The sequence below is a fragment of the Citrobacter sp. Ca225 genome (assembly GCF_030337175.1).
GTDB classification, from domain to species: Bacteria; Pseudomonadota; Gammaproteobacteria; order Enterobacterales; family Enterobacteriaceae; genus Citrobacter_A; species Citrobacter_A amalonaticus.
The window spans coordinates 26,263-47,560 of record NZ_JAOWCD010000049.1; the positions used below are offsets into that span (position 1 = coordinate 26,263).

Here is a 21,298-nt window from a genome sequence, read left to right on the forward strand (position 1 = left end):
TGTGTATTTATAAAACACTGATAGTGTGATCTTAGATGACAGTATATTTTATAAACTGGAAAGCTGATTATGAACTAAACATGATTGGTTACCTACAAAAACATTATCAGGTAGCTAATATTTCAGTCCCATCCCGGTATGTGTGGGTTGCAAAAAAAATAAGAAAACTAGACATTAATACCAATTGGTTGGGGAAGCAGTTTATTAAAACCTATCTCCAGGGGTTGGAATCGCACGACATTGCCGTATTTAATGATAGTGTTATAACTAAAGGCATCACCCCTCAAATCATTACTAATCTAAAATGTCATAAAGTTCTTCTGTTAAGAAACTCTGTGAATGAGTCATTTATTGAAAAACATGCAGACTCTTTTGATTTTATTTATGATTTTGAGCGAAAGGATATTAAGGTTCAAAAAGTAAAACATTTAGAGCAATTTTTCCCTGTTGGACTCCATGAAGTAACACAGTATATTTCTGATGAAAGAAGAAACGAAAAATCAGTTTGCTATTTCTTGGGTAAAGATAAAAACAGGTTAAAGTTATTAACGGAACTTGCAAGCACGTTAATGTCATACAATGTCACCCTGGATTTTAACGTTGTCGGTGATGATAACATCAAGTATGATTCGAGTTATATAATAAATAAACCTTTATCCTTTAATGAAAATTTAAAACGCTCGTTGGCATCAGATGTACTTATTGACATAACACGGGAAGATCAAACTGGCTGGACTTTACGTATATTAGAAGCCCTGTATTTTAATAAAAAAGTAATCACCAATAATAAAAGTATATTGAATTCTGATATATATGTAAAAGAACGTTTCTTTATCCTAGGATATCATGTGTGGGATCAGTTTGAGTCTTTTCTTGATGCGCCTGTCGAGCCTGTTACACATGATATTTTATATAAATACAGTCCTGACTGCATGTTGGAAACGATAATCAACGAATTCAAGAACAATGAGTATCAATAACGATGGCTCAATTTTTAATGTAAAGCAAAAAATTATGAAAATCGCATTTATTGGCGAAGCTGTGTCCGGGTTTGGTGGAATGGAAACGGTCATCCGGGATGTTATCAACAACTTTCAGGCTGAACATTCTGCAATCCAGTGTGAGATGTTTTTCTTTTGCCGACATGACAAAATGGATAAGGCATGGTTAAGTGGTATTAACTACTCATGCTCTTTCTCCACTATCCGTCTGGGCTTTTTACGTCGGGCAAAGCATATCCATACGTTTAGCCACTGGCTAAAGAAAACAGAACCCGATGTGGTGATCTGTATTGATGTGCTGTCTTGCCTGTTCGCCAGAAAAGCGCGGAAGAAATCAGGCCAGAATTTTACGATATTCTCCTGGCCACATTTTTCGCTGGATCATAAAAAACACGCCGAATGTGTTAGCTGGGCAGATTATCATCTGGCAATCAGTAGTGGTATCAAACACCAGATGATCGAACGGGGTATTGATCAAAAAAACATTACCGTTGTTTATAATCCCGTTTCCAGAAAGTCAGAAATTATTCCGCAACCAGAAAAAGGCCAACCCGCGGTCTTTCTGTATGTCGGAAGGATGAAGTTTGAAGGGCAAAAAAGGATTAAGGATCTGCTGGATGGATTATCCCATGCGGAAGGCGAATGGCGGTTGCATGTGGTTGGTGACGGTTCAGATTTTGAAAAATGTCGGTCCTATGGACGTGAACTGGGGATTGATAATCGTATTACCTGGCATGGTTGGCAGGTCAATCCATGGCAGGTGGTTCGAAATGACATTAAAAAAGTATCGGCATTGTTGCTCACGTCATCCTTTGAGGGATTTGGCATGGCGATACTTGAAGCCATGTCGTATGGCATTCCTTGCATTAGCTCTGACTGTATGTCTGGTCCACGGGATATGATCAAACCGGGTATCAATGGTGAATTGTATCCTCCGAAGGATCTCCAACAGTTTACTCATCTGCTCAATCAAATCCTCTCAGGTCAGATGAAGTATGATAGTCATCTTATTCCTGAGACGATAGAAAACTTCTATAATGAAGTCTATTTCCAGCATTTAAGAAGTGCGATATTTTCCAAAATCAATAAGTGATCACTATGACTCAAACGTATTTTGAAGAAAAAGTCATTCAGCAGACTTTAGATTATAACTATGCAGAATATAGTGATGTTGATAACTTTAATATTGCGTATGGCATCGACAAGAACTTCCTTTTTGGTTGCGGTGTGTCCATTGCGTCAATACTGATTGCTAACCCCGATACACCATTTTCCTTTCATGTCTTTACGGACTCATTTAGCAATGATGAACAGGCGCGATTTAATGCGTTGGCAAAGCAATACGCCACCCAAATCGTGGTGTATCTCGTTGACTGTGAGCAGTTGAAATTATTACCAAGTACTAAAAACTGGTCATATGCAACGTACTTCCGGTTTATTATCGCCGACCACTTCGCTGGAAAAATAGACAGGGTACTGTATCTGGATGCAGATATTGCCTGTCAGGGAAGTGTACAAGAACTGATTGACCTCCAGTTTGCTGAACATGAAATTGCGGCCGTGGTAGCGGAGGGAGAGTCAGAGTGGTGGACGAAACGCTCAGTCAGTCTGGCAATGCCGGGACTGGTTTCTGGCTACTTTAATGCGGGCTTTTTGCTGATTAATCTTCCTGTCTGGACTGCTGAAGATATTTCCCGCAAGGCTATCGAGATGTTACGCGATCCGGATGTAGTACAGCGTATCACTCACCTGGACCAGGATGTACTGAATATGTTGCTGGTCGGCAAGACGCGTTTTATTGGCAAGAAGTTTAATACCCAATTCAGCATCAATTACGAATTAAAGCGTGATGTGGTTAACCCTGTGGATGAAAATACGGTGTTCATTCATTATATTGGGCCGACTAAGCCCTGGCATCAATGGGGCAACTACCCTATCGCGCAAAGCTTTTTGAATGCGAAAAAGTTATCACCCTGGTGTAATGTTGAATTGCTGAAACCTAACAACAGTCATCAGTTGCGTTATGCGGCGAAGCATATGTTCAACCAGAAGCAATATTTCTCTGGTCTGGTAGATTATGCACTTTACTTTAAAAGCAAAATTATTAAATAAATATAATTATAGGTGGCGCAGTGGACTCATTTCCTGAAATAGAGATAGCAGAATATAAAGTTTTTGATGAGCGCTATGATACTAATGGTAATACATTAAATATTTCTTATGGAATTGATGAAAACTATCTTGATGGTGTCGGGGTGTCTATTACCTCGGTATTAATTCATAATGATATAAATGTTGCTTTTCATATTATCTGCGATAACTATACACAAAGCTTCGTTGATAAGATTGAAGCGCTGGTGCAAGAGCATAAGATAAAAATTTCATTATACCTTATCAATGTCAAATGCCTTGAGGTATTGCCGAAAACACAGGTCTGGTCAAGAGCCATGTATTTTCGACTTTTCGCTTTTGATTTTTTTCACTATAAACTGGAAAAATTGCTGTACCTTGATGCTGATGTCATTTGCAAAGGCTCTCTGGACTATCTTCTGGACCTTGATCTCAATGATAACGTCGCTGCCGTGGTAAAAGATGTTGACTCAATACAGTCCAGGGTAAATGAAAGGCTACCCTCTTTTAATCTTCAGGGTCGATATTTCAACTCCGGTGTTGTCTTGATAAATCTCAGGCGATGGGCTGAGAACCAATTAACTGCCAGGGCGTTGTCTCTTTTGACAGACAGTGATGGAAGTGCAACCTTTTTTAAATATCCGGATCAGGATGTCCTAAATATACTGCTGCGCGATAAAGTTTATTTTTTACCTCGTGAATACAATACAATTTATACCATTAAAAGTGAATTAAGCGATAAGACGCATAAAAAATATTTAAATATAATCCATGCTGATACAAAGCTGATTCACTATACAGGGGCGACAAAACCCTGGCATGCTTGGGCAAATTATCCCTCCGCGATTTATTATACTAATGCATTTATTAAATCACCGTGGAAAGGGGTTCCTGCCAAAGATGCGCGAACGATGGTTGAGTATAAAAAAAGATATAAACATCTTTTGGTTCAAAAACATTATCTGCGTGGAGTAATTGCGGGTGTAGCGTACCTCTATCGTAAAATTTTAGCGAAATAATACCTTTATAATTATGATCACTGAAACAAAAATTAAAAACTATACCGTATTTGTAAAACAAGATGGCGAGAAATACATTGATATTTTCAATGATTTTTTAACGCATAATCTTAAAGTGTTAAGAGTCTTTCGTAGTATTGAGGATACCAAGGTCGTATTAATTGATACTGACCATGGAAAATATATCCTGAAAGTATTTCACCCTAAAGTAAAAAATACTGAGCGATTTTTTAAGTCGTTGGTTAAAGGGGATTACTACGAAAAGCTTTTTTACCAGACCGATCGCGTGCGGCAGGAAGGTTTTGACGCCTTAAATGACTTTTATTTGCTTGCTGAAGTGAAGACCCTTCGTTATGTGCATACTTACATCATGATCATTGAGTATATCGAGGGGGTTGAACTGGTAGACCTGCCTGTCATCTCCGATGATGTGAAAGAGAAGATAAAGCAATCCATTCAAGGGTTGCATCAGCATGGTATGGTCTCAGGTGATCCGCATAAAGGTAACTTCATATTACAAAATGATGAAATAAGAATAATCGATCTGTCCGGAAAAAGACCTTCCCGACAGAGAATGGCGAAAGATCGTATTGATTTAGAACGCCACTATGGTATTGAAAATAATAGAAAAGACTTGGGGTTTTATCTGCTGGTTTATAAGAAAAAATGGCGGAATTTCCTGCGCCGTCTGAAAGGTAAAAGTGTGCGCTAAGCTTCAATGTGATTATTTAGAATATTGCTTTTAGTCGTTCTAAATGCAAAAATGAGTTTGTATATTTTGTGAGCAAATCAGGTCAGTCTGGTTTGCTCATCCTCGCTAAAGATAAACCATGAACACTTTCCTCAAAGATTCATCGTGATTTAAGTTGCATGACAAACCTACAGGTTTCATATGAGTAATGTTAAGTTTATAACTCGAGCAGGTGTTCAGCAACTTATTGCCAACAGAACATCTGATAACGTGATCATTTTCTTATCGGGACCCACCTCCCGAGGGACACCGCTTTCTCTTTTGCAGAACAATGATGTCATTACTGTTAACGGCGCTGCGGAATACTTGCTCAGTAATAGTATTACTCCCTTCATTTATATCTTAACAGATGCGCGTTTTTTGCTACAAAGACGTCACGATTTTTATAAATTTAGCCGGGCGAGTAAGTTTACTGTCGTTAATATGGATGTTTATGAAGCCGCTACTGAAGAAGATAAGAAATATATGCGGACTCATTGTTTGATTTTACGCGCATTTTATAAACGTGAAAAAGGCGGCTTTTTCAAGAAACTGAAGCTAGAAATGCTTTCAAAATGGAATAAGAACCTCTTGATTCGGGTGCCCATTTCTAAACGTAAAAGACTGGTGGGATTTAGTAAAGATATCAGTTTAGGTTACTGCTCATGCCATACAGTGGCGTATACGGCGATGCAGATAGCGTATTCATTAGGTTATGACAACACGATCTGTTCCGGATTAGATATCACCGGGAGCTGTGCGCGTTTTTATGATGAGAGTCGCAATCCAATGCCTTCTGAACTGAGCAAGGATTTAATCAAAATTCTGCCATTTTTCCAGTTCATGTGTGAGAGCGTTGATGACTTTAATATCTATAATCTGTCTGACGATACCGCAATAAGCTATGATATTATTCCCTATATTAAGGCAGCGGATGTCGCAGCGTTACCCTCCAGACAGCACATCAGGAACAATGCGCACGATCTTCACGATCGTGCCGATTCTTATGTAAGTTAGTATTAACCTCTTTTATATTTGTAGTGTGGTAACTCGCATGGGTTTAGGTGCTTTTCATAAGAAAAAAAGATTCTGCATTAATAAAATCAAGATTAATTTTTTGTCATTTTTCTTCAACAGGAAAAAGAATGCAAAAATTAATGCAGACAAGATTCAGACTTGCTTGCTAATCCATGATAACAACAAGTTAGGCGATTTAATTGTATTGAGTTCGCTGTATCGCGAACTGACTAATCGTGGTGTACAACTGTCAATATTAACCACGGAAACGGGGAAAGCGTTTCTTTCTGGTAATCGTCGCATACATCAGTTTTATATTAAAAAATCAAATGCAATCAGTGATGTACTGGCATTACGTAAATGTCTTTCCCGCGAATCTTTCGATATCGTACTTGATCCTTTTGAAACCATGCCTTCCTTTGGTCACAGCCTGTTGCTGTCGGGTGTCAGACGCGCTCATATCCTGGGTTTTGATAAGTGGTATAAACGTTACTACACCGTTTACCATCCGCATGATGAGAAGTTAACGGCGCACATGTGTACACGGGCCAGTGAAATACTGCGTTATTTTTATGGCGATGAACGTCATGAATTTGATGTGAGTTATGATTTACCGCTGCCAGAGTCGGTTGAAAAAGATGTTCTGAATTTTGTTGGCGACTCAAAAATAATTATTATCAATGCATTAGGGGCAAAGAAAATCTGCCGCCTGTCTGATGAGCAGATCGGTACGATTTATTCGCATCTCTGTAAACAGTATCCGGATTACCGAATTATTTTTACCGGCTTAGCCGAAGATATTCGCTCTATTGCGATACCGGGCATTGAATCACTGCCCTTTAAAGAATTCATTTATACGGTTGCACTGACAAAATTCAGTCAGTATGTCATCTCCGTGGATACTGCATTGGTCCATATTGCATCGGCATATGAAATTCCTACGCTCGCGCTTTATCCAAATGCGCGACAAACGACCTACCCCTCACACCTCATCTGGGCACCGAATAACTGCAATGCGTTACAGGTGGTCTCTCCGACGTATACGGTGAAGGATATTAGCCTGAAGGTGCTGACTGAATCGGTAGAGGGGTTGCTGTCAAAACACCAGAAGTGAGTGATAGCTCACTTCTGATCGTCAGGTTATTGTGACGCAATATCGCCGTGCTGTCGGTTTTTCTTGAGGAAAAGCATTAAAACGATCGCGGTTATTAAGATGATTGGTACGCTCCGAGACCAGAGAATAACATCACTCAGCCCGATTCCAATGGCGGCTAACGTTAATGCAAACAGTCCCAGCGAACGGTGATAATAGACCGTAAAGAACAACGCGATATAGAAGAAAAGCGTCGACAGAACCCCGGCAATCCCTTTCAGTGAGGCGGCTTCGATGAGCTCATTGTGCAAATGGACATTCGAAAATTCGAGTGCGCCTTGCAGGTACTTATGTTCTTTCGCTAATTCCGTCATTCGCTCTGCCCGCGTATCGGCCGAGCGTGCCGCGAACGGCGCGTCTTTAAAGATATCAAAGCCAATCTCATACATCGCCAGCCGTGCGCCCAGAGAACTATTACTGTTGCCCTGACTGTAGCGATTCAAATCTGAAACACCTTCATGGTAACGGTTATAAATCGGCTTACTGAATATGGCGATCAGGACAACCAGCGCAATCAAAAAGCCGATGACTGAAAAGAAGAGTTTTTTTGGCGACTTGATATACCCGGCAACCAACGACAGCGCACAGATCACCGGGAAGATCAACAGCGTGGAACGCGTCTGGGTAAGTGCCAGGGCATAGAATATCGCGATGGCATTCAATAAAAATAATATCGGGTGATTCCGCTGGGTGTAGAGAATCGATATTCCGCTGACAATCCCGACAAACATAATGGAGTAGGCGGCGCCCGTAGCCGTACCAATGCCGAAATCAAGACGAGCCATGCCAGTAGTGGATTTTATGTAATATGCATATCCCGCGATAAAAAATGACAGCGAATACAGGATATAAAGCGGTAACTCTTTCTTAATGCGAATTCTTGACGTCAGCGCCAGCAAAGTAAGAAAAGCGCCAAAGAGAAAAATTTTCGCCGTGTTCAAATAACTGTGATAGGTCGCGCGAAAGGGAGAATGATCAACCTTAAAGGCGGAATACCAGACGACGTCCAGCGCGCCGATGATAAAAATAGCGAGCGGTAGCAACCAATACTGTACCGAATAGCTTTCAGGTTTACCGCGTAATAGCAGCGCCAACAGACCCAATATCGCCGTAACATTATATAACTTCATGCTTAGCGTATTATCAAACATTGCGACAATCAGCGTGATGGCACAGAGCAAATAAGTTGTTACTTCCAGTGCTGAAGACGTCTTCGTGGCGTAGTGACGCCAGGGACTGATAAGACTCAAGGTTGGCATTCAATTACCTTTATAATAATGATGATAGTTCGTCGCGGACTGAATCAGCGTTTAGCATTGCTAATTGATTTCCTGGCGCACGACACGCCACCTGGTTCTTCCCGTAACCACCAATGAGCCCTGGATCCGTAGGACCGTACAACGTGACATTAGGTCGATCGAGTGCGGCGGTCAGATGGCTTAACCCCGTATCGACTGAAACGACAAATTTTGCTCCCGCCAGCACGCGTGCGACGCCTTCCAACGTCATTCGCGGTAATACCTCAACGTGAGCGAATCCCTCAGATAACCTCTTCGCCCGTGCTTCTTCATGAGGCGCGCCCCAGGGCAATTTAATGCTTATCCCACTGTCAGCTAACAGACCGATTAACGCTCGCCAGTTTGCCTCCGGCCAGTGCTTATCATCGCGCGTTGTGGCATGCAAAAAGACGGCATAGGGCTGTTCACCCGTACTTCCGAAGGTAAGGAAATGCTGCGCAATGGCATAATCGCCCTGCGACGCCGGTTTTTGATAGCCTAAACTTTTTGCAAACAGTTCGCGCGTACGCTCTACGGCATGCTGTTGTCTGGCAATATGATGGCGGCGATTATAGAACAGGCTGGCCAGCGGTTCACGCGCGGTTTGCCAGTCCATGCCGTGTTTTACCCCGTGCGCCAGACGTGTGACCAGCGCCGCGCTTTTCACCAGTCCCTGGGCGTCGATGATAGCGTCATAGTGCTCAGCCTGTACGGCATCGCGAAAGGCTTTGCGTTCTGCTTTAATCGGCGCGGAAAACCAGGTTTTACGCCAACGGCGAATCGCCACGGGGATGACACGGTTCACCGCGGCATGCCAGGACGGTATCTGCGCAAACCCTTCTTCAACCACCCAGTCAAACTGAATATCGGGGATGGCCTGTTGTGCATCCGTGAGTGCCGGCAGGGTATGTAGCACATCACCCATTGAGGACGTTTTGACGATCAGAACCCGCATTCGTCAGGCTTCCTCTTGCAGTAACAGACTGTTGAGTTCTTCCAGTACGCGCGCCGGCGTAATGTCGATCAGACTCTGATGATAGCCTTCGGCGGCATCGCCTTTGCGTACTTTGTGATAGCCCGTTATCAGGCGAATTACACGTGCTTTATGTGACAGAGGCGGGGTGAAATCCGGGCTACTTGGGCCATAGAGAGCGACCAGCGGGCGATTCAGCGCCGCGGCGACGTGCATCAGGCCGGAGTCGTTGGTGACAACGGCTTTACACGCGCCAATCAATATGACCGCCTGTTCGAGCTGTGTTTCGCCCGCCAGGTTACGACACCACGCCTGTTGTTCATCACTCAATGTCGCCAGAATTTCGTTTCCAGCCTCATGATCTTTCGCCGAGCCAAACAGCACTATCTGATAGCCTTCATCGATGAGCTGTTTCGCCAGTTCCGCATAATGGTAGTGCGGCCAGCGTTTTGCCGGACCGAACTCCGCGCCGGGGCAAAAGCCAATCATCGGACGTTCGTCAGAAAGCGAAAACGCGCTGCAGGTTAACGACTTTTCACCTTCGCTCACCTGGAGTTGCGGCCACAATAGCGGCTGCGGCAGATCTTTCGCCGTGCGCATCACGCCTTTATCGTAGGCCAGCGCCACGTAACGCTCGACCATTAAGGGCCAGGCGGCTTTATCCAGTACGCGCGCATCGTTAAGCAGGCCGTAGCGCATTTCACCGCGCCAGCCCGTACGGTGAGGGATACCGGCAAAGAAAGGAACCAGCGCTGATTTAAACGAGTTGGGCAACACGTAAGCGCGATCGTAGCGTTTTTCACGCAGACTGTGACCCAGTTTGCGGCGTTCGCCAAGTTCGAGTGCGCCGTGGCCGAGCGGCATTGGAATTGCCTCGTTGACTTCCGGCATCCGCGATAACAACGGACGGCACCATGCCGGTGCCATCACATCGATTATCGCCTGGGGATAGCGCGCCTTGAGCGTGCGATAGAGACTTTGCGACATCATCATGTCGCCTACCCAGGACGGGCCAATCACCAGAATCCTCATAGATTGCCTGCCTTACGCGTCGCGGTTCAGCCAGGTCATATATTCCGTAACGCCTTCGGCAACGGTCTTGAAGGGCTTATCGTAGCCCGCAGCGCGCAGGTTGGTCAGATCGGCCTGAGTAAATGCCTGGTAGCGACCTTTCAGTTTTTCCGGGAACGGAATGTACTCAAGTTCACTTTTCTTATGGTATGCCAGCGCGGCATCTGCCACCGTCTGGAAGGATTCTGCACGACCGGTACCCAGGTTAAAGATGCCGGACACGCCGTTCTCCCAGAACCACAGATTTACATCCGCCACGTCGCCGACGTACACGAAGTCACGCTTGAAGTTTTCGCTACCTTCAAACAGCTTCGGCGTTTCGCCGTTGTTGAGTTGCGTATTGAGATGGAAAGCCACGCTTGCCATGCTACCTTTATGGCCTTCGCGGGGTCCGTAGACGTTGAAGTAACGGAAGCCGACGATCTGTGAATTGGCTTCTGGCAGGATCTGACGCACATACTCGTCAAACAGGAATTTAGAGTAACCGTAAACGTTCAGCGGTTTCTCATATTCGCGGGATTCGATGAAGTCAGACGTGCGACCGCCATAGGTGGCAGCGGAAGAGGCATACAGGAACGGAATTTCGCGCTCCAGGCAGTAATGCAGCAGCTCTTTGGAGTACTGATAGTTGTTATCCATCATGTACTTGCCGTCCCACTCGGTGGTGGAAGAGCAGGCCCCTTCGTGGAAAATGGCTTCGATCTCGCCGAACTCTTCGCCCGCCATAATCTGGATTAAGAAATCTTCTTTATCCATATAGTCGGCAATGTTCAGATCCACCAGGTTAACAAACTTGGTGCCGTCTTTCAGGTTGTCCACCACCAGGATATCGGTGATACCTTTATCATTCAGGGACTTAACGATGTTGCTGCCGATAAAGCCCGCGCCGCCGGTAACGATGATCATAACTGTAACCTATGAATTATGGAGTCAGAGACAATCTCAGACACGAATACCTCTTATCATATCACTACATAGCGTTGGCTTCAGCCATTCACCGAATGGTCGTGTGGGTACGCGTGATTTATCCTGCATTTTAAAGAAGTGATAATGCGTCATCTCGTATCAGCGTCCAGGGTTAGGTAAGATGTGCTGAAATTTGCCCAGTCTGGAGAATCGCAATGCGTGGGGATTTTTACAAACAGTTAACCAACGATCTGCAAACCGCCCGTGCGGAAGGATTGTTTAAAGAAGAGCGCATTATTACGTCTGCTCAGCAGGCCGATATCACGGTGGCGGATGGTAGCCACGTCATTAACTTCTGTGCCAACAACTATCTGGGGCTGGCGAACCATCCAGAGCTGATTGCTGCGGCAAAAGCCGGTATGGATTCTCACGGATTCGGGATGGCGTCGGTGCGCTTTATCTGCGGCACCCAGGACAGCCATAAACAGCTTGAGCAAAAGCTGGCTGAATTCCTCGGCATGGAAGATGCCATTCTTTACTCCTCCTGCTTTGATGCCAACGGCGGCCTGTTCGAAACGCTGCTCGGCGCCGAGGATGCGATTATTTCCGATGCCCTGAACCATGCCTCTATCATTGACGGCGTGCGTCTGTGTAAAGCAAAGCGCTTCCGCTATGCCAACAACGATATGCAGGAACTGGAAGCGCGTCTGCAAGAAGCGCGCGACGCCGGGGCTCGTCATGTGCTGATTGCCACTGACGGCGTGTTCTCAATGGACGGCGTCATCGCCAACCTGAAGGGCGTGTGCGATCTGGCTGACAAATACAACGCGCTGGTGATGGTCGATGACTCTCACGCGGTGGGGTTTGTCGGAGAGAACGGTCGTGGTTCCCATGAGTACTGCGACGTGATGGGCCGCGTAGATATCATCACCGGCACGCTGGGTAAAGCGCTTGGCGGCGCGTCTGGTGGCTATACCGCCGCGCGCAAAGAGGTGGTTGAATGGCTGCGTCAGCGCTCTCGCCCGTATCTGTTCTCTAACTCGCTGGCGCCGGCGATTGTCGCTGCCTCCATCAAAGTGCTGGAGATGGTTGAGTCTGGTGGTGAACTGCGCGATCGCCTGTGGGCTAACGCGCGTCAGTTCCGTGAGCAAATGTCTGCCGCCGGGTTTACTCTGGCGGGTGCCGATCACGCGATTATCCCGGTGATGCTGGGTGACGCGGTGATTGCACAAGATTTTGCCCGCGAGCTGCAAAAAGAGGGCATTTACGTCACAGGATTCTTCTATCCGGTTGTTCCGAAAGGCCAGGCGCGCATTCGTACTCAGATGTCTGCGGCGCATACTCCGGAACAAATCACCCGCGCGGTGGAAGCCTTCACCCGCATTGGTAAACAACTGGGCGTTATTGCCTGAGGATGTGAGATGAAAGCGTTATCCAAACTGAAAGCGGAAGAGGGCATCTGGATGACCGACGTTCCGGAACCGGAAGTCGGCCACAACGATCTGCTGATTAAAATCCGTAAAACAGCCATCTGCGGCACTGACGTTCACATCTATAACTGGGATGAATGGTCGCAAAAAACCATCCCGGTTCCTATGGTTGTCGGCCATGAGTACGTTGGCGAAGTGGTCGGTATCGGTCAGGAAGTGAAAGGCTTCAAAATCGGCGACCGCGTGTCTGGGGAAGGGCACATTACCTGCGGACACTGCCGTAACTGTCGTGGCGGACGCACGCACCTGTGCCGTAATACCACAGGTGTGGGCGTGAACCGTCCGGGCTGTTTCGCAGAATACCTGGTGATCCCGGCGTTCAACGCGTTCAAAATTCCGGACAATATCTCGGATGACCTGGCCTCCATCTTTGACCCGTTTGGCAATGCGGTGCATACGGCGTTGTCGTTCGATCTGGTCGGCGAAGACGTGCTGGTGTCGGGGGCTGGCCCTATCGGTATCATGGCGGCGGCGGTAGCGAAGCACGTGGGCGCACGCAACGTGGTGATCACCGACGTGAACGAATACCGTCTTGAACTGGCGCGTAAGATGGGTATCACCCGCGCAGTCAACGTGTCGAAAGAGAGCCTGAATGAGGTGATGGACGAACTGGGCATGACTGAAGGGTTTGATGTTGGCCTGGAGATGTCCGGTGCGCCGCCAGCATTCCGCGCGATGCTTGACACCATGAATCACGGTGGTCGGATTGCGATGCTGGGCATTCCTCCCTCAGACATGTCTATCGACTGGACGAAGGTGATCTTTAAGGGGCTGTTCATTAAAGGCATTTACGGCCGCGAGATGTTCGAAACCTGGTACAAGATGGCCGCGCTGATTCAGTCTGGTCTGGATCTGTCGCCGATCATCACCCACCGCTTCTCGATTGATGAGTTCCAGAAAGGCTTTGACGCCATGCGTTCAGGCCAGTCCGGGAAAGTCATTCTCAGCTGGAATTAATCAGATAAGGCCGGAAAATCCGGCCTTATTTCCTGAGGAATATCTGGAAAGCTGTAAAGAATTGTCATTGTCATAAATAATTCGTAATTGCGTCGTAGTCTTATATTGCTGTTTACCTGATGCCCCTAAGCTGAAGTCTCCTGGAGCCTTTACAAATATTATTATCAGCCTTAATCGTTTCTTAATACAAAGGCTGTAAAAAGGCGGATAACTTCAAAGGCATTCGGTAATTTATTATGATGAAAAGTACAAACAGACTCAGTGTTATTATCCCGTTATATAATGCGGGTAATGATTTTAAAGCCTGCATGGAATCTCTCATCGCGCAAACATGGACTGCCCTGGAAATTATTATTGTCAATGACGGGTCAACGGATAATTCTGTTGATATAGCAAAGTATTACGCCGAAAACTATCCTCATGTACGACTGCTCCACCAGGCGAATGCCGGAGCATCGGTCGCCCGTAACCGCGGGATGGAGGTGGCGAGTGGTAAGTACATCGCATTTGTTGATGCCGATGACCTCGTCTATCCGCACATGTACGAAACGCTAATGACAATGGCGCTGGAGGACGATCTGGACGTCGCGCAGTGCAATGCCGACTGGAGCGAGCGGGATACCGGCGTGACCTGGCAATCTATTCCGACCGACCGGATCCGTTCAACCGGCGTACTCACCGGTCCTGACTGGCTGCGTATGGCGCTTTCATCCCGCCGCTGGACCCACGTGGTGTGGATGGGGGTTTATCGTCGGGATGTGATTGAAAAGAATAACATCCGCTTTATTCCCGGATTACATCATCAGGATATTGTGTGGACCACGGAATTTATGTTTAACGCGCTGCGTGCGCGTTATACGGAAGAATCCTTGTATAAATATTTCTTACATAATAATTCTGTCAGCCGACTGAAACGTCAGGGTAATAAAAATCTGAACTATCAGCGACATTACATTAAGATCACCCGATTATTAGAGAAGCTGAATCGGAATTACGCAGACAGGATTACAATCTATCCTGAATTTCATCAACAAATAACGTATGAAGCATTGCGTGTTTGTCATTCCGTGCGCAAAGAACCCGATATTTTGACGCGTCAGCGAATGATCGCCGAGATTTTTACTTCGGGGATGTATAAACGTATGATAATGAACGTGCGCAGCGCCAAGGTCGCCTATCAGGCGTTACTGTGGTCAGTGAGATTGTACCAATGGCGCGACAAAACGCGTTCGCACCATCGTACTGCACGTAAAGCGCTTAACCTGGGTTAACGCTGTTATCGCGGGGCGATTTTCCCCAGCCTTGCCACTGATTCTGGAACCAGTTCACCAGCGTGCTCTGACTGATGCTTTCACTTAACACGCTGAAGAATCGACTGGTATAGACCGGTTCTACAGGTTTCTTCGCTTTACACAACGCCACGCCGCGGAATGGATTTCGCGGAGCGTCGTTGGTTTTCGGCGGTGTCAAATTCGGCGTGGAGGTATCTACCTGCGGCTCATTGAGCAGGCTGCTCGGACGGACAAGGGTGATGTCGGCTGGCAGGTTATACACCATTTGCTGTAACACACGTACCGTCGACGGATGAGGGTGGCCTATCGCGATGGCAGAACCGTTGCGGCGTGCCAGATCAATCGCGCGGGTAAACTGGCGGCGAATGTCCGCGTCGTTTTGCGTGTCGTCGAGAAACACTTTCCGTTTAATCACTTTTACGGCGGTTCCGGATGCGGCACGCATCGCCTGACTGTTACCGATGGTCATACTGTCGAGAAAATAGAGATCGTAGCGTTCCAGCGCCTGCATCACTTTTTGCATACCAAACAGGCTGGAAGTCATTGCGCTGCCCATATGGTTGTTGAGCCCCACCGCGTAAGGCACTTTGCCAACCGCCTCGCGTATGATCCGTTCAATTTCGTCGCTGCTCATCTCCGGACGTAGGGTGTCTTTCTCCAGCGGCTGTTTACTCAGCGGTGCCATCGGCAGATGGATCAGCACTTCATGACCGCTGTTATGCGCTTTGGTCGCCATTTCGCGCGCATGAGGCGCATTGGGTAGCACGGCGACGGAGATTTGAGAGGGCATCGCCAGCACCTGATTTTCGTAATGCGGTCGGTAGCCAAAATCGTCAATGACGATGGCGAGTTTGCCAGCAAAAACAGGGGAGGCGAATGCCAGCAGGCTGGCGAATGAAAGAACAGTACGACGAAACTGAGGCAAAACTTATCTTCCCAACCACGGTTGTGGATTGACGGCCTGACCCTGGCGACGAATTTCGAAATAGAGCGACGGTCGACCCTGACCCCCGCTGCTACCCACCAGCGCAATCGGCTGGCCGGCGCGAACCTGCGTACCGACACTGACCAGCGCACTCTGGTTGTAGCCATAAAGACTCATGTCGCCCTTGCCGTGTTCAACGACGACGACCAGTCCGTATCCCTGCAGCCAGTCCGCCAGAATGACGCGACCATCGGCAATGGCTTTCACTTCAGTGCCTTCAGACGCACCGATAACCATCCCCTTCCAACGTAGCTCACCTTGCAGTTGTTCGCCATAGCGATGCAGCGTGGGACCGCGAACGGGCCAGAATGCCTGGCCGCGTGGCGAACCCAGACCGCCGGTGCGCGACATCAGCGATTTCTCACTGTCTGTGGGCTTGTACGTGGTGCCTTTGCGGGTGGCCTCTTTCTGGCGATTACGTACCGCTTCCGCCTCGCGTGCTTCGCGTTCGGCACGGGCTTTGGCGGCCGCCTCGGCACGGGCAATGCTGTTACGCAAACGGGATTCGTTGGCGCGCAGTTCACTGAGCTGTTGCTGGCCTTGCTGAATGGAGGATTCCAGCCCGGCGAGGGTTTTCTTACGTTCGTTACGCGCCTGTTCAAGCTTCGCCTGCTGGGCGCGCTGTTCATACAGCAGCGTCTGTTGCTGACTCTGCTTCTCTTCCAGTTCGGCACGCTGGGCGGCGACCTCTTCGCGAGTCTGCTTCAACTTGTTGATCGTCTCCTGGCGCGCCTGGTTCAGATAACCAAAGTAGGCCTGCAAACGCTGGCCGCGCTGGCTCTCTTCACCGCTGAGGATAAGCTGAATACCGGTGTGTTCACCCTGGCGAAACGCGGCATCCAACTGCGCGGCGAGGCTGCGCTCCTGGTTGGCTTTCTGCCGTTCCAGCTTCGCAATAGAAGCATTCATCTCATCGATTTGTTTGTTCAGCTGCGCAAGCGTGTTTTGCGTTTCACGTAACTGGCGTGCGGCGGCGGAGATGGCCTCTTCCTGCGCCTTCAGTTGCGCAAGCAGGCCAGAACGTTGTTGCTGTTGCTGACGAACAGCACGTTCTTTGGCGGCGATATCTGCCTGAATGGATTTAAGCTGATCGCGGTCATCCGCGTGGGCGGAAAAGGCGCACAACAATACGCCAGCGCTCACCACGCTGGCGTAAATCAAGGGCCTGACTGAAAACCGTCTTGGTTTCATGGCCCCATTTTCGCTATTTATCGTCTTTCCCCTCATGGGGAAGGATTATTCCACGATGAACAGCGGCTTACCAGTCATCTCTTGCGGGATTTCCATGCCCATCAGCGTCAACATGGTGGGGGCGATATCGGAAAGTTTGCCGCCTTCCACCGCTTTCACATTTTTGTTGCCGACATAAATCAGCGGAACCGGCAGGTTAGTGTGCGCGGTGTGCGCCTGACCGGTTGCCGGATCGCGCATTTGCTCGGCGTTGCCGTGGTCAGCGGTGATCAGCAGTTGACCGCCAACGGACTCAACCGCTTTTGCCACCTGCTCAACACAGTGGTCCAGCGCTTCAACCGCTTTAACCGCCGCTTCCATCACACCGGTATGACCGACCATGTCGCCGTTCGGGTAGTTACAGATGATGGTGTCGTATTTCCCGCTTTCGATAGCGGCTACCAGTTTTTCGGTCAGCTCTGCGGAGCTCATTTCCGGCTGCAGATCGTAGGTCGCCACTTTCGGTGAGTTGATCAGGATGCGGTCTTCACCGGTGAACGGTTCTTCAACGCCGCCGTTGAAGAAGAAGGTGACGTGGGCGTATTTTTCGGTTTCAGAGATACGCAGCTGCGTTTTGTCATTCTTCGCCATCCACTCGCCAAACGTGTTCGCCAGCGAGGCGGGCGGATAGGCAACGGCCGTTTTGATGTCCGCAGCGTATTCGGTCAGCATCACGAAGTTCAGATTAACCACTTTCTTGCGCGCGAAGCCGTCGAAGTCGGCGTTAACAAAAGCACGGGTGATTTCACGCGCGCGGTCAGCACGGAAGTTCATGAAAATGAGCGCGTCGCCGTCTTCCATCGCGGCATCGGCCTGGCCTGCGGCGCGGATCACGGTGGCTTTCACGAATTCATCGTTTTCATCGCGGGCATAGGCGGCCTGCAGACCTTCAACGGCGGTATTAGCCTGGAATTCACCCTGCGCCAGCGTCATCAGGTCATACGCTTTCTCCACGCGATCCCAACGGTTGTCGCGGTCCATCGCGTAGTAACGGCCAATGATGGAGGCGACGCGACCTTTGCCCAGCGCGGCAAATTTCTCTTCGAATTTTTTCAGCGAAGACTCTGCGCTGCGTGGCGGCGTATCGCGGCCATCGAGGAAAGCATGCAGATAGATTTTCTCTGCGCCACGCTCAGCGGCCAGTTCAACCATCGCCATGATGTGATCTTCGTGGCTATGGACGCCACCGGCAGAGAGCAGACCCATGATGTGCACGGCTTTACCGGCATTTTTCGCCTGGTCAACCGCGGCGGTCAGCGTTGGGTTGGCAAAGAAAGTGCGTTCTTTAATTTCAACGTCCAGACGGGTCAGGTCCTGATACACGATGCGGCCCGCACCCAGGTTAACGTGACCGACTTCGGAGTTACCCATCTGACGATCGGGCAGGCCCACTTCCAGACCGGAAGCATCGATCAGGGTATGCGGGCGTTTTGCCCACAGCGCATCCATTACCGGGGTTTTGGCATTAAAAATGGCGTTATCCTGGCTGTCTTCACGGTAGCCATAGCCATCCAGAATCACCAGTACCATAGGTTTTTTAGAAACCGACATTGCGAAACCTCACACTCAAGAGACAAAAATAATTGCGTAATTTTACTACAGCTGAATCGATAAAATAGCCTCAGAAGATCAAAGAATGGGGCAGGCTGGTTCACGGATGGTACGGATTTGCACTTTTTTTTCCGTAGTGCCCCGCAAAAATGCAATCCATTGCACGCGCTGGCTGTATTTGCGCCAACGCGCAGGTATACTCCTGTCCTGGTTTTTTTAATCACTGAGTCGGGAGTTGTTACCCCCCATGCAAGAAATTATGCAATTTGTTAGCCGCCATCCCATACTGAGTATCGCCTGGATTGCGTTACTGGTGGCGGTTTTGTTCACCACGTTTAAAGGCCTGACGTCGAAAGTTAAGGTCATCACTCGCGGCGAAGCCACGCGTCGTATCAACAAAGAAGACGCCGTTATCGTGGATTTACGTCAGCGTGACGATTTCCGCAAAGGCCATATCGCGGGTTCCATTAACCTGCTGCCGAGCGAAATCAAAGCGAACAACGTGGGCGAGCTGGAAAAACACAAAGACAAACCGGTTATCGTGGTCGATGGTTCCGGCATGCAGTGCCAGGAAGCGGCAAACGCGCTGATCAAAGCAGGCTTTGAGAACGTGTCTGTGCTGAAAGAAGGCGTTGCGGGCTGGAGCGGTGAGAATCTGCCGCTGGTTCGTGGGAAATAATTTTCCCGACGTAAACGAATTTGGAGATAAGTATGGCCAATATCGAGATCTACACTAAAGCAACCTGCCCGTTTTGCCATCGTGCGAAAGCGCTGCTGAACAGCAAGGGTGTGAGCTTCCAGGAACTGCCGATCGACGGCGATGCCGTGAAGCGTGAAGAGATGATCAAGCGCAGCGGTCGTACGACGGTTCCACAGATTTTTATTGATGCACAGCACATTGGCGGCTGTGATGACTTGTATGCGTTGGATGCGCGTGGTGGACTTGATCCCCTGCTGAGCTAACGCTGGGCCATGTTATTGGCATCAAGCGCTATTTAAGGACAACACTAAAGGGTTTTCTACACATGTCAGAACAAAACAACACCGAAATGGCTTTCCAGATCCAGCGTATTTACACCAAAGATGTCTCTTTCGAAGCGCCAAATGCGCCGCATGTTTTTCAGAAAGATTGGCAGCCAGAGGTTAAACTTGATCTGGATACAGCATCTACTCAACTGGCAGATGACGTATACGAAGTGGTGCTGCGTGTTACCGTAACGGCTTCCCTCGGTGAAGAAACGGCGTTCCTGTGCGAAGTTCAGCAAGGCGGTATCTTCTCTATCAGCGGAATCGAAGGCACCCAGATGGCGCATTGCCTGGGCGCATACTGCCCGAACATTCTGTTCCCGTATGCCCGCGAATGCATCACCAGCCTGGTTTCACGCGGTACGTTCCCGCAACTGAACCTTGCGCCGGTTAACTTTGATGCGCTGTTCATGAACTATTTACAGCAGCAGGCTGGCGAAGGTACTGAAGAACATCAGGATGCCTGATGAACCAAAGTAATGCTTCAATGACTGTGATCGGTGCCGGCTCGTACGGCACCGCTCTTGCCATCACCCTGGCAAGAAATGGCCACCAGGTTGTCCTGTGGGGCCACGATCCTAAACATATCGCGACCCTTGAGCACGATCGCTGCAACGTCGCGTTCCTCCCGGATGTGCCTTTCCCCGATACGTTACGCCTCGAAAGCGACTTAGCTACTGCGCTGGCGGCCAGCCGCGATATTCTGGTGGTCGTGCCAAGCCATGTCTTTGGCGAAGTATTGCGACAGATTAAGCCTCTGCTGCGTCCTGACGCGCGTCTGGTCTGGGCAACCAAAGGGCTGGAAGCAGAGACGGGACGCCTGTTGCAGGATGTTGCCCGTGAAGCGCTGGGCGATAAAATCCCGCTGGCAGTGATTTCCGGACCGACGTTCGCGAAAGAGCTGGCGGCAGGCATGCCGACGGCCATCTCCCTGGCCTCCACTGACGACACCTTTGCTGACGACCTACAGCAACTGCTGCATTGCGGTAAGAGTTTCCGTGTCTACAGCAACCCGGATTTCATCGGCGTTCAGTTGGGCGGCGCGGTGAAGAACGTGATTGCGATCGGCGCAGGAATGTCTGACGGCATTGGTTTTGGCGCTAATGCCCGTACTGCGCTAATTACGCGTGGCTTGACAGAGATGTCGCGTCTGGGCGCGGCGCTGGGTGCCGATCCCCAGACCTTTATGGGAATGGCCGGGTTAGGCGATCTGGTGCTGACCTGTACCGACAACCAGTCGCGCAACCGCCGTTTTGGCATGATGCTCGGTCAGGGCATGGATGTACAAGGCGCGCAGGACAAGATTGGACAGGTGGTTGAAGGCTACCGCAATACAAAAGAAGTTCGCGAGTTGGCGCACCGTTTTGGTGTCGAAATGCCAATAACCGAGGAAATTTATCAAGTATTATATTGCGGAAAAAACGCGCGCGAGGCAGCATTGACGTTATTAGGTCGTGCACGCAAGGATGAGCGAAGCAGCCACTAGTCTC

21 protein-coding genes and 1 pseudogene are annotated in these 21,298 nt (G+C 48.7%); 15 read left to right on the top strand and 7 right to left on the bottom strand.

Going from position 1 to position 21,298, the window contains the following annotated elements:
• The first annotated feature begins 35 nt into the window (after positions 1-35).
• The 8 genes from OGW13_RS02840 (at position 36) to OGW13_RS25810 (ending at position 7,203) form a co-directional block, all read left to right on the top strand.
• Positions 36-980 (top strand): WaaS/CpsH family glycosyltransferase, encoded by a 945-nt coding sequence (locus OGW13_RS02840; RefSeq protein ID WP_054177217.1) that lies wholly within the window; start codon positions 36-38, stop codon positions 978-980.
• A gap of 34 nt (positions 981-1,014) precedes the next feature.
• Positions 1,015-2,094, top strand: a complete 1,080-nt coding sequence (waaB, locus tag OGW13_RS02845) for a lipopolysaccharide 1,6-galactosyltransferase (protein WP_287115666.1) — start codon at positions 1,015-1,017, stop codon at positions 2,092-2,094.
• A gap of 5 nt (positions 2,095-2,099) precedes the next feature.
• On the top strand, positions 2,100-3,113 hold the full coding sequence (waaO, locus tag OGW13_RS02850; RefSeq protein ID WP_287115596.1) for a lipopolysaccharide 3-alpha-galactosyltransferase: 1,014 nt from the start codon (positions 2,100-2,102) through the stop codon (positions 3,111-3,113).
• A gap of 20 nt (positions 3,114-3,133) precedes the next feature.
• The gene (locus OGW13_RS02855; protein ID WP_287115597.1) at positions 3,134-4,150 is read left to right on the top strand and encodes a glycosyltransferase family 8 protein; all 1,017 of its coding nucleotides are present in this window, start codon (positions 3,134-3,136) and stop codon (positions 4,148-4,150) included.
• 13 nt (positions 4,151-4,163) lie between these two features.
• On the top strand, positions 4,164-4,862 hold the full coding sequence (rfaY, locus tag OGW13_RS02860; protein ID WP_044267560.1) for a lipopolysaccharide core heptose(II) kinase RfaY: 699 nt from the start codon (positions 4,164-4,166) through the stop codon (positions 4,860-4,862).
• Between the two features lie 180 nt (positions 4,863-5,042).
• The gene (waaZ, locus tag OGW13_RS02865) at positions 5,043-5,897 is read left to right on the top strand and encodes a 3-deoxy-D-manno-oct-2-ulosonate III transferase WaaZ (protein WP_287115599.1); all 855 of its coding nucleotides are present in this window, start codon (positions 5,043-5,045) and stop codon (positions 5,895-5,897) included.
• A 37-nt stretch (positions 5,898-5,934) separates the two neighbouring features.
• A complete protein-coding gene (locus OGW13_RS02870) occupies positions 5,935-7,011 on the top strand; it encodes a glycosyltransferase family 9 protein (RefSeq protein ID WP_287115600.1) in 1,077 nt (358 codons plus the stop codon).
• A gap of 99 nt (positions 7,012-7,110) precedes the next feature.
• Positions 7,111-7,203, top strand: coding sequence for a hypothetical protein (locus OGW13_RS25810; protein WP_418225177.1), 93 nt, complete (start codon positions 7,111-7,113; stop codon positions 7,201-7,203).
• 53 nt (positions 7,204-7,256) lie between these two features.
• Here OGW13_RS25810 and OGW13_RS02875 read toward each other — a convergent pair.
• From OGW13_RS02875 to rfaD, 4 genes and pseudogenes are all read right to left on the bottom strand, one after another.
• A pseudogene (locus OGW13_RS02875) lies at positions 7,257-8,309 on the bottom strand (O-antigen ligase family protein); the annotation flags it as partial.
• Positions 8,310-8,319: 10 nt separating this feature from the next.
• Positions 8,320-9,282, bottom strand: a complete 963-nt coding sequence (gene rfaC, locus OGW13_RS02880; RefSeq protein WP_042998617.1) for a lipopolysaccharide heptosyltransferase RfaC — start codon at positions 9,280-9,282, stop codon at positions 8,320-8,322.
• A 3-nt stretch (positions 9,283-9,285) separates the two neighbouring features.
• Positions 9,286-10,332, bottom strand: coding sequence for an ADP-heptose--LPS heptosyltransferase RfaF (gene rfaF / locus OGW13_RS02885; protein WP_042998616.1), 1,047 nt, complete (start codon positions 10,330-10,332; stop codon positions 9,286-9,288).
• Positions 10,333-10,344: 12 nt separating this feature from the next.
• Entirely contained in the window at positions 10,345-11,277 is a 933-nt protein-coding gene (rfaD, locus tag OGW13_RS02890; protein WP_287115601.1) for an ADP-glyceromanno-heptose 6-epimerase, read from the bottom strand.
• A 215-nt stretch (positions 11,278-11,492) separates the two neighbouring features.
• Here rfaD and kbl point away from each other — a divergent pair, with 215 nt between their 5' ends.
• The 3 genes from kbl (at position 11,493) to OGW13_RS02905 (ending at position 14,995) form a co-directional block, all read left to right on the top strand.
• Positions 11,493-12,689, top strand: a complete 1,197-nt coding sequence (kbl, locus tag OGW13_RS02895) for a glycine C-acetyltransferase (protein WP_042998614.1) — start codon at positions 11,493-11,495, stop codon at positions 12,687-12,689.
• Positions 12,690-12,698: 9 nt separating this feature from the next.
• A complete protein-coding gene (gene tdh, locus OGW13_RS02900; RefSeq protein ID WP_042998613.1) occupies positions 12,699-13,724 on the top strand; it encodes an L-threonine 3-dehydrogenase in 1,026 nt (341 codons plus the stop codon).
• A gap of 236 nt (positions 13,725-13,960) precedes the next feature.
• A complete protein-coding gene (locus tag OGW13_RS02905) occupies positions 13,961-14,995 on the top strand; it encodes a glycosyltransferase (RefSeq protein ID WP_042998612.1) in 1,035 nt (344 codons plus the stop codon).
• Here OGW13_RS02905 and OGW13_RS02910 read toward each other — a convergent pair.
• Genes OGW13_RS02910 through gpmM form a run of 3 tightly spaced genes read right to left on the bottom strand, consistent with a single transcriptional unit; the run spans position 14,982 to position 18,782 of the window.
• Positions 14,982-15,941: a divergent polysaccharide deacetylase family protein gene (locus tag OGW13_RS02910; RefSeq protein ID WP_044254340.1), complete on the bottom strand. Its 960-nt coding sequence runs from the start codon at positions 15,939-15,941 to the stop codon at positions 14,982-14,984. The two genes, OGW13_RS02905 and OGW13_RS02910, sit on opposite strands and share 14 nt — an antisense overlap.
• Positions 15,942-15,944: 3 nt before the next feature.
• Positions 15,945-17,228: a murein hydrolase activator EnvC gene (gene envC / locus OGW13_RS02915; RefSeq protein ID WP_287115602.1), complete on the bottom strand. Its 1,284-nt coding sequence runs from the start codon at positions 17,226-17,228 to the stop codon at positions 15,945-15,947.
• A gap of 9 nt (positions 17,229-17,237) precedes the next feature.
• Positions 17,238-18,782 carry a 2,3-bisphosphoglycerate-independent phosphoglycerate mutase gene (gene gpmM / locus OGW13_RS02920; RefSeq protein WP_044254337.1) on the bottom strand — a complete coding sequence of 515 codons (1,545 nt, stop codon included), beginning with the start codon at positions 18,780-18,782 and terminating at the stop codon, positions 17,238-17,240.
• Positions 18,783-19,029: 247 nt separating this feature from the next.
• Between gpmM and OGW13_RS02925 the strand changes: the two genes are divergently transcribed.
• The 4 genes from OGW13_RS02925 (at position 19,030) to gpsA (ending at position 21,294) form a co-directional block, all read left to right on the top strand.
• The gene (locus tag OGW13_RS02925; RefSeq protein WP_042998608.1) at positions 19,030-19,461 is read left to right on the top strand and encodes a rhodanese-like domain-containing protein; all 432 of its coding nucleotides are present in this window, start codon (positions 19,030-19,032) and stop codon (positions 19,459-19,461) included.
• Positions 19,462-19,493: 32 nt separating this feature from the next.
• A complete protein-coding gene (gene grxC, locus OGW13_RS02930; protein ID WP_012908148.1) occupies positions 19,494-19,745 on the top strand; it encodes a glutaredoxin 3 in 252 nt (83 codons plus the stop codon).
• 62 nt (positions 19,746-19,807) lie between these two features.
• The gene (gene secB / locus OGW13_RS02935) at positions 19,808-20,275 is read left to right on the top strand and encodes a protein-export chaperone SecB (protein ID WP_003024155.1); all 468 of its coding nucleotides are present in this window, start codon (positions 19,808-19,810) and stop codon (positions 20,273-20,275) included.
• On the top strand, positions 20,275-21,294 hold the full coding sequence (gpsA, locus tag OGW13_RS02940) for an NAD(P)H-dependent glycerol-3-phosphate dehydrogenase (RefSeq protein ID WP_042998607.1): 1,020 nt from the start codon (positions 20,275-20,277) through the stop codon (positions 21,292-21,294). The genes secB and gpsA overlap by 1 nt, the downstream gene beginning before the upstream one ends.
• Positions 21,295-21,298: the final 4 nt, after the last annotated feature.

What these genes read in the sequence shown, in the direction of transcription:
- OGW13_RS02840 (WP_054177217.1), top strand. Translation starts at nt 36, where the DNA reads ATGACAGTATATTTTATAAACTGGAAAGCTGATTATGAACTAAACATG.
- waaB (WP_287115666.1), top strand. Translation starts at nt 1,015, where the DNA reads ATGAAAATCGCATTTATTGGCGAAGCTGTGTCCGGGTTTGGTGGAATG.
- waaO (WP_287115596.1), top strand. Translation starts at nt 2,100, where the DNA reads ATGACTCAAACGTATTTTGAAGAAAAAGTCATTCAGCAGACTTTAGAT.
- rfaY (WP_044267560.1), top strand. Translation starts at nt 4,164, where the DNA reads ATGATCACTGAAACAAAAATTAAAAACTATACCGTATTTGTAAAACAA.
- waaZ (WP_287115599.1), top strand. Translation starts at nt 5,043, where the DNA reads ATGAGTAATGTTAAGTTTATAACTCGAGCAGGTGTTCAGCAACTTATT.
- OGW13_RS02870 (WP_287115600.1), top strand. Translation starts at nt 5,935, where the DNA reads ATGGGTTTAGGTGCTTTTCATAAGAAAAAAAGATTCTGCATTAATAAA.
- OGW13_RS25810 (WP_418225177.1), top strand. Translation starts at nt 7,111, where the DNA reads ATGATTGGTACGCTCCGAGACCAGAGAATAACATCACTCAGCCCGATT.
- rfaC (WP_042998617.1), bottom strand. Translation starts at nt 9,282, where the DNA reads ATGCGGGTTCTGATCGTCAAAACGTCCTCAATGGGTGATGTGCTACAT.
- rfaF (WP_042998616.1), bottom strand. Translation starts at nt 10,332, where the DNA reads ATGAGGATTCTGGTGATTGGCCCGTCCTGGGTAGGCGACATGATGATG.
- rfaD (WP_287115601.1), bottom strand. Translation starts at nt 11,277, where the DNA reads ATGATCATCGTTACCGGCGGCGCGGGCTTTATCGGCAGCAACATCGTT.
- kbl (WP_042998614.1), top strand. Translation starts at nt 11,493, where the DNA reads ATGCGTGGGGATTTTTACAAACAGTTAACCAACGATCTGCAAACCGCC.
- tdh (WP_042998613.1), top strand. Translation starts at nt 12,699, where the DNA reads ATGAAAGCGTTATCCAAACTGAAAGCGGAAGAGGGCATCTGGATGACC.
- OGW13_RS02905 (WP_042998612.1), top strand. Translation starts at nt 13,961, where the DNA reads ATGATGAAAAGTACAAACAGACTCAGTGTTATTATCCCGTTATATAAT.
- envC (WP_287115602.1), bottom strand. Translation starts at nt 17,228, where the DNA reads ATGAGGGGAAAGACGATAAATAGCGAAAATGGGGCCATGAAACCAAGA.
- gpmM (WP_044254337.1), bottom strand. Translation starts at nt 18,782, where the DNA reads ATGTCGGTTTCTAAAAAACCTATGGTACTGGTGATTCTGGATGGCTAT.
- OGW13_RS02925 (WP_042998608.1), top strand. Translation starts at nt 19,030, where the DNA reads ATGCAAGAAATTATGCAATTTGTTAGCCGCCATCCCATACTGAGTATC.
- grxC (WP_012908148.1), top strand. Translation starts at nt 19,494, where the DNA reads ATGGCCAATATCGAGATCTACACTAAAGCAACCTGCCCGTTTTGCCAT.
- secB (WP_003024155.1), top strand. Translation starts at nt 19,808, where the DNA reads ATGTCAGAACAAAACAACACCGAAATGGCTTTCCAGATCCAGCGTATT.
- gpsA (WP_042998607.1), top strand. Translation starts at nt 20,275, where the DNA reads ATGAACCAAAGTAATGCTTCAATGACTGTGATCGGTGCCGGCTCGTAC.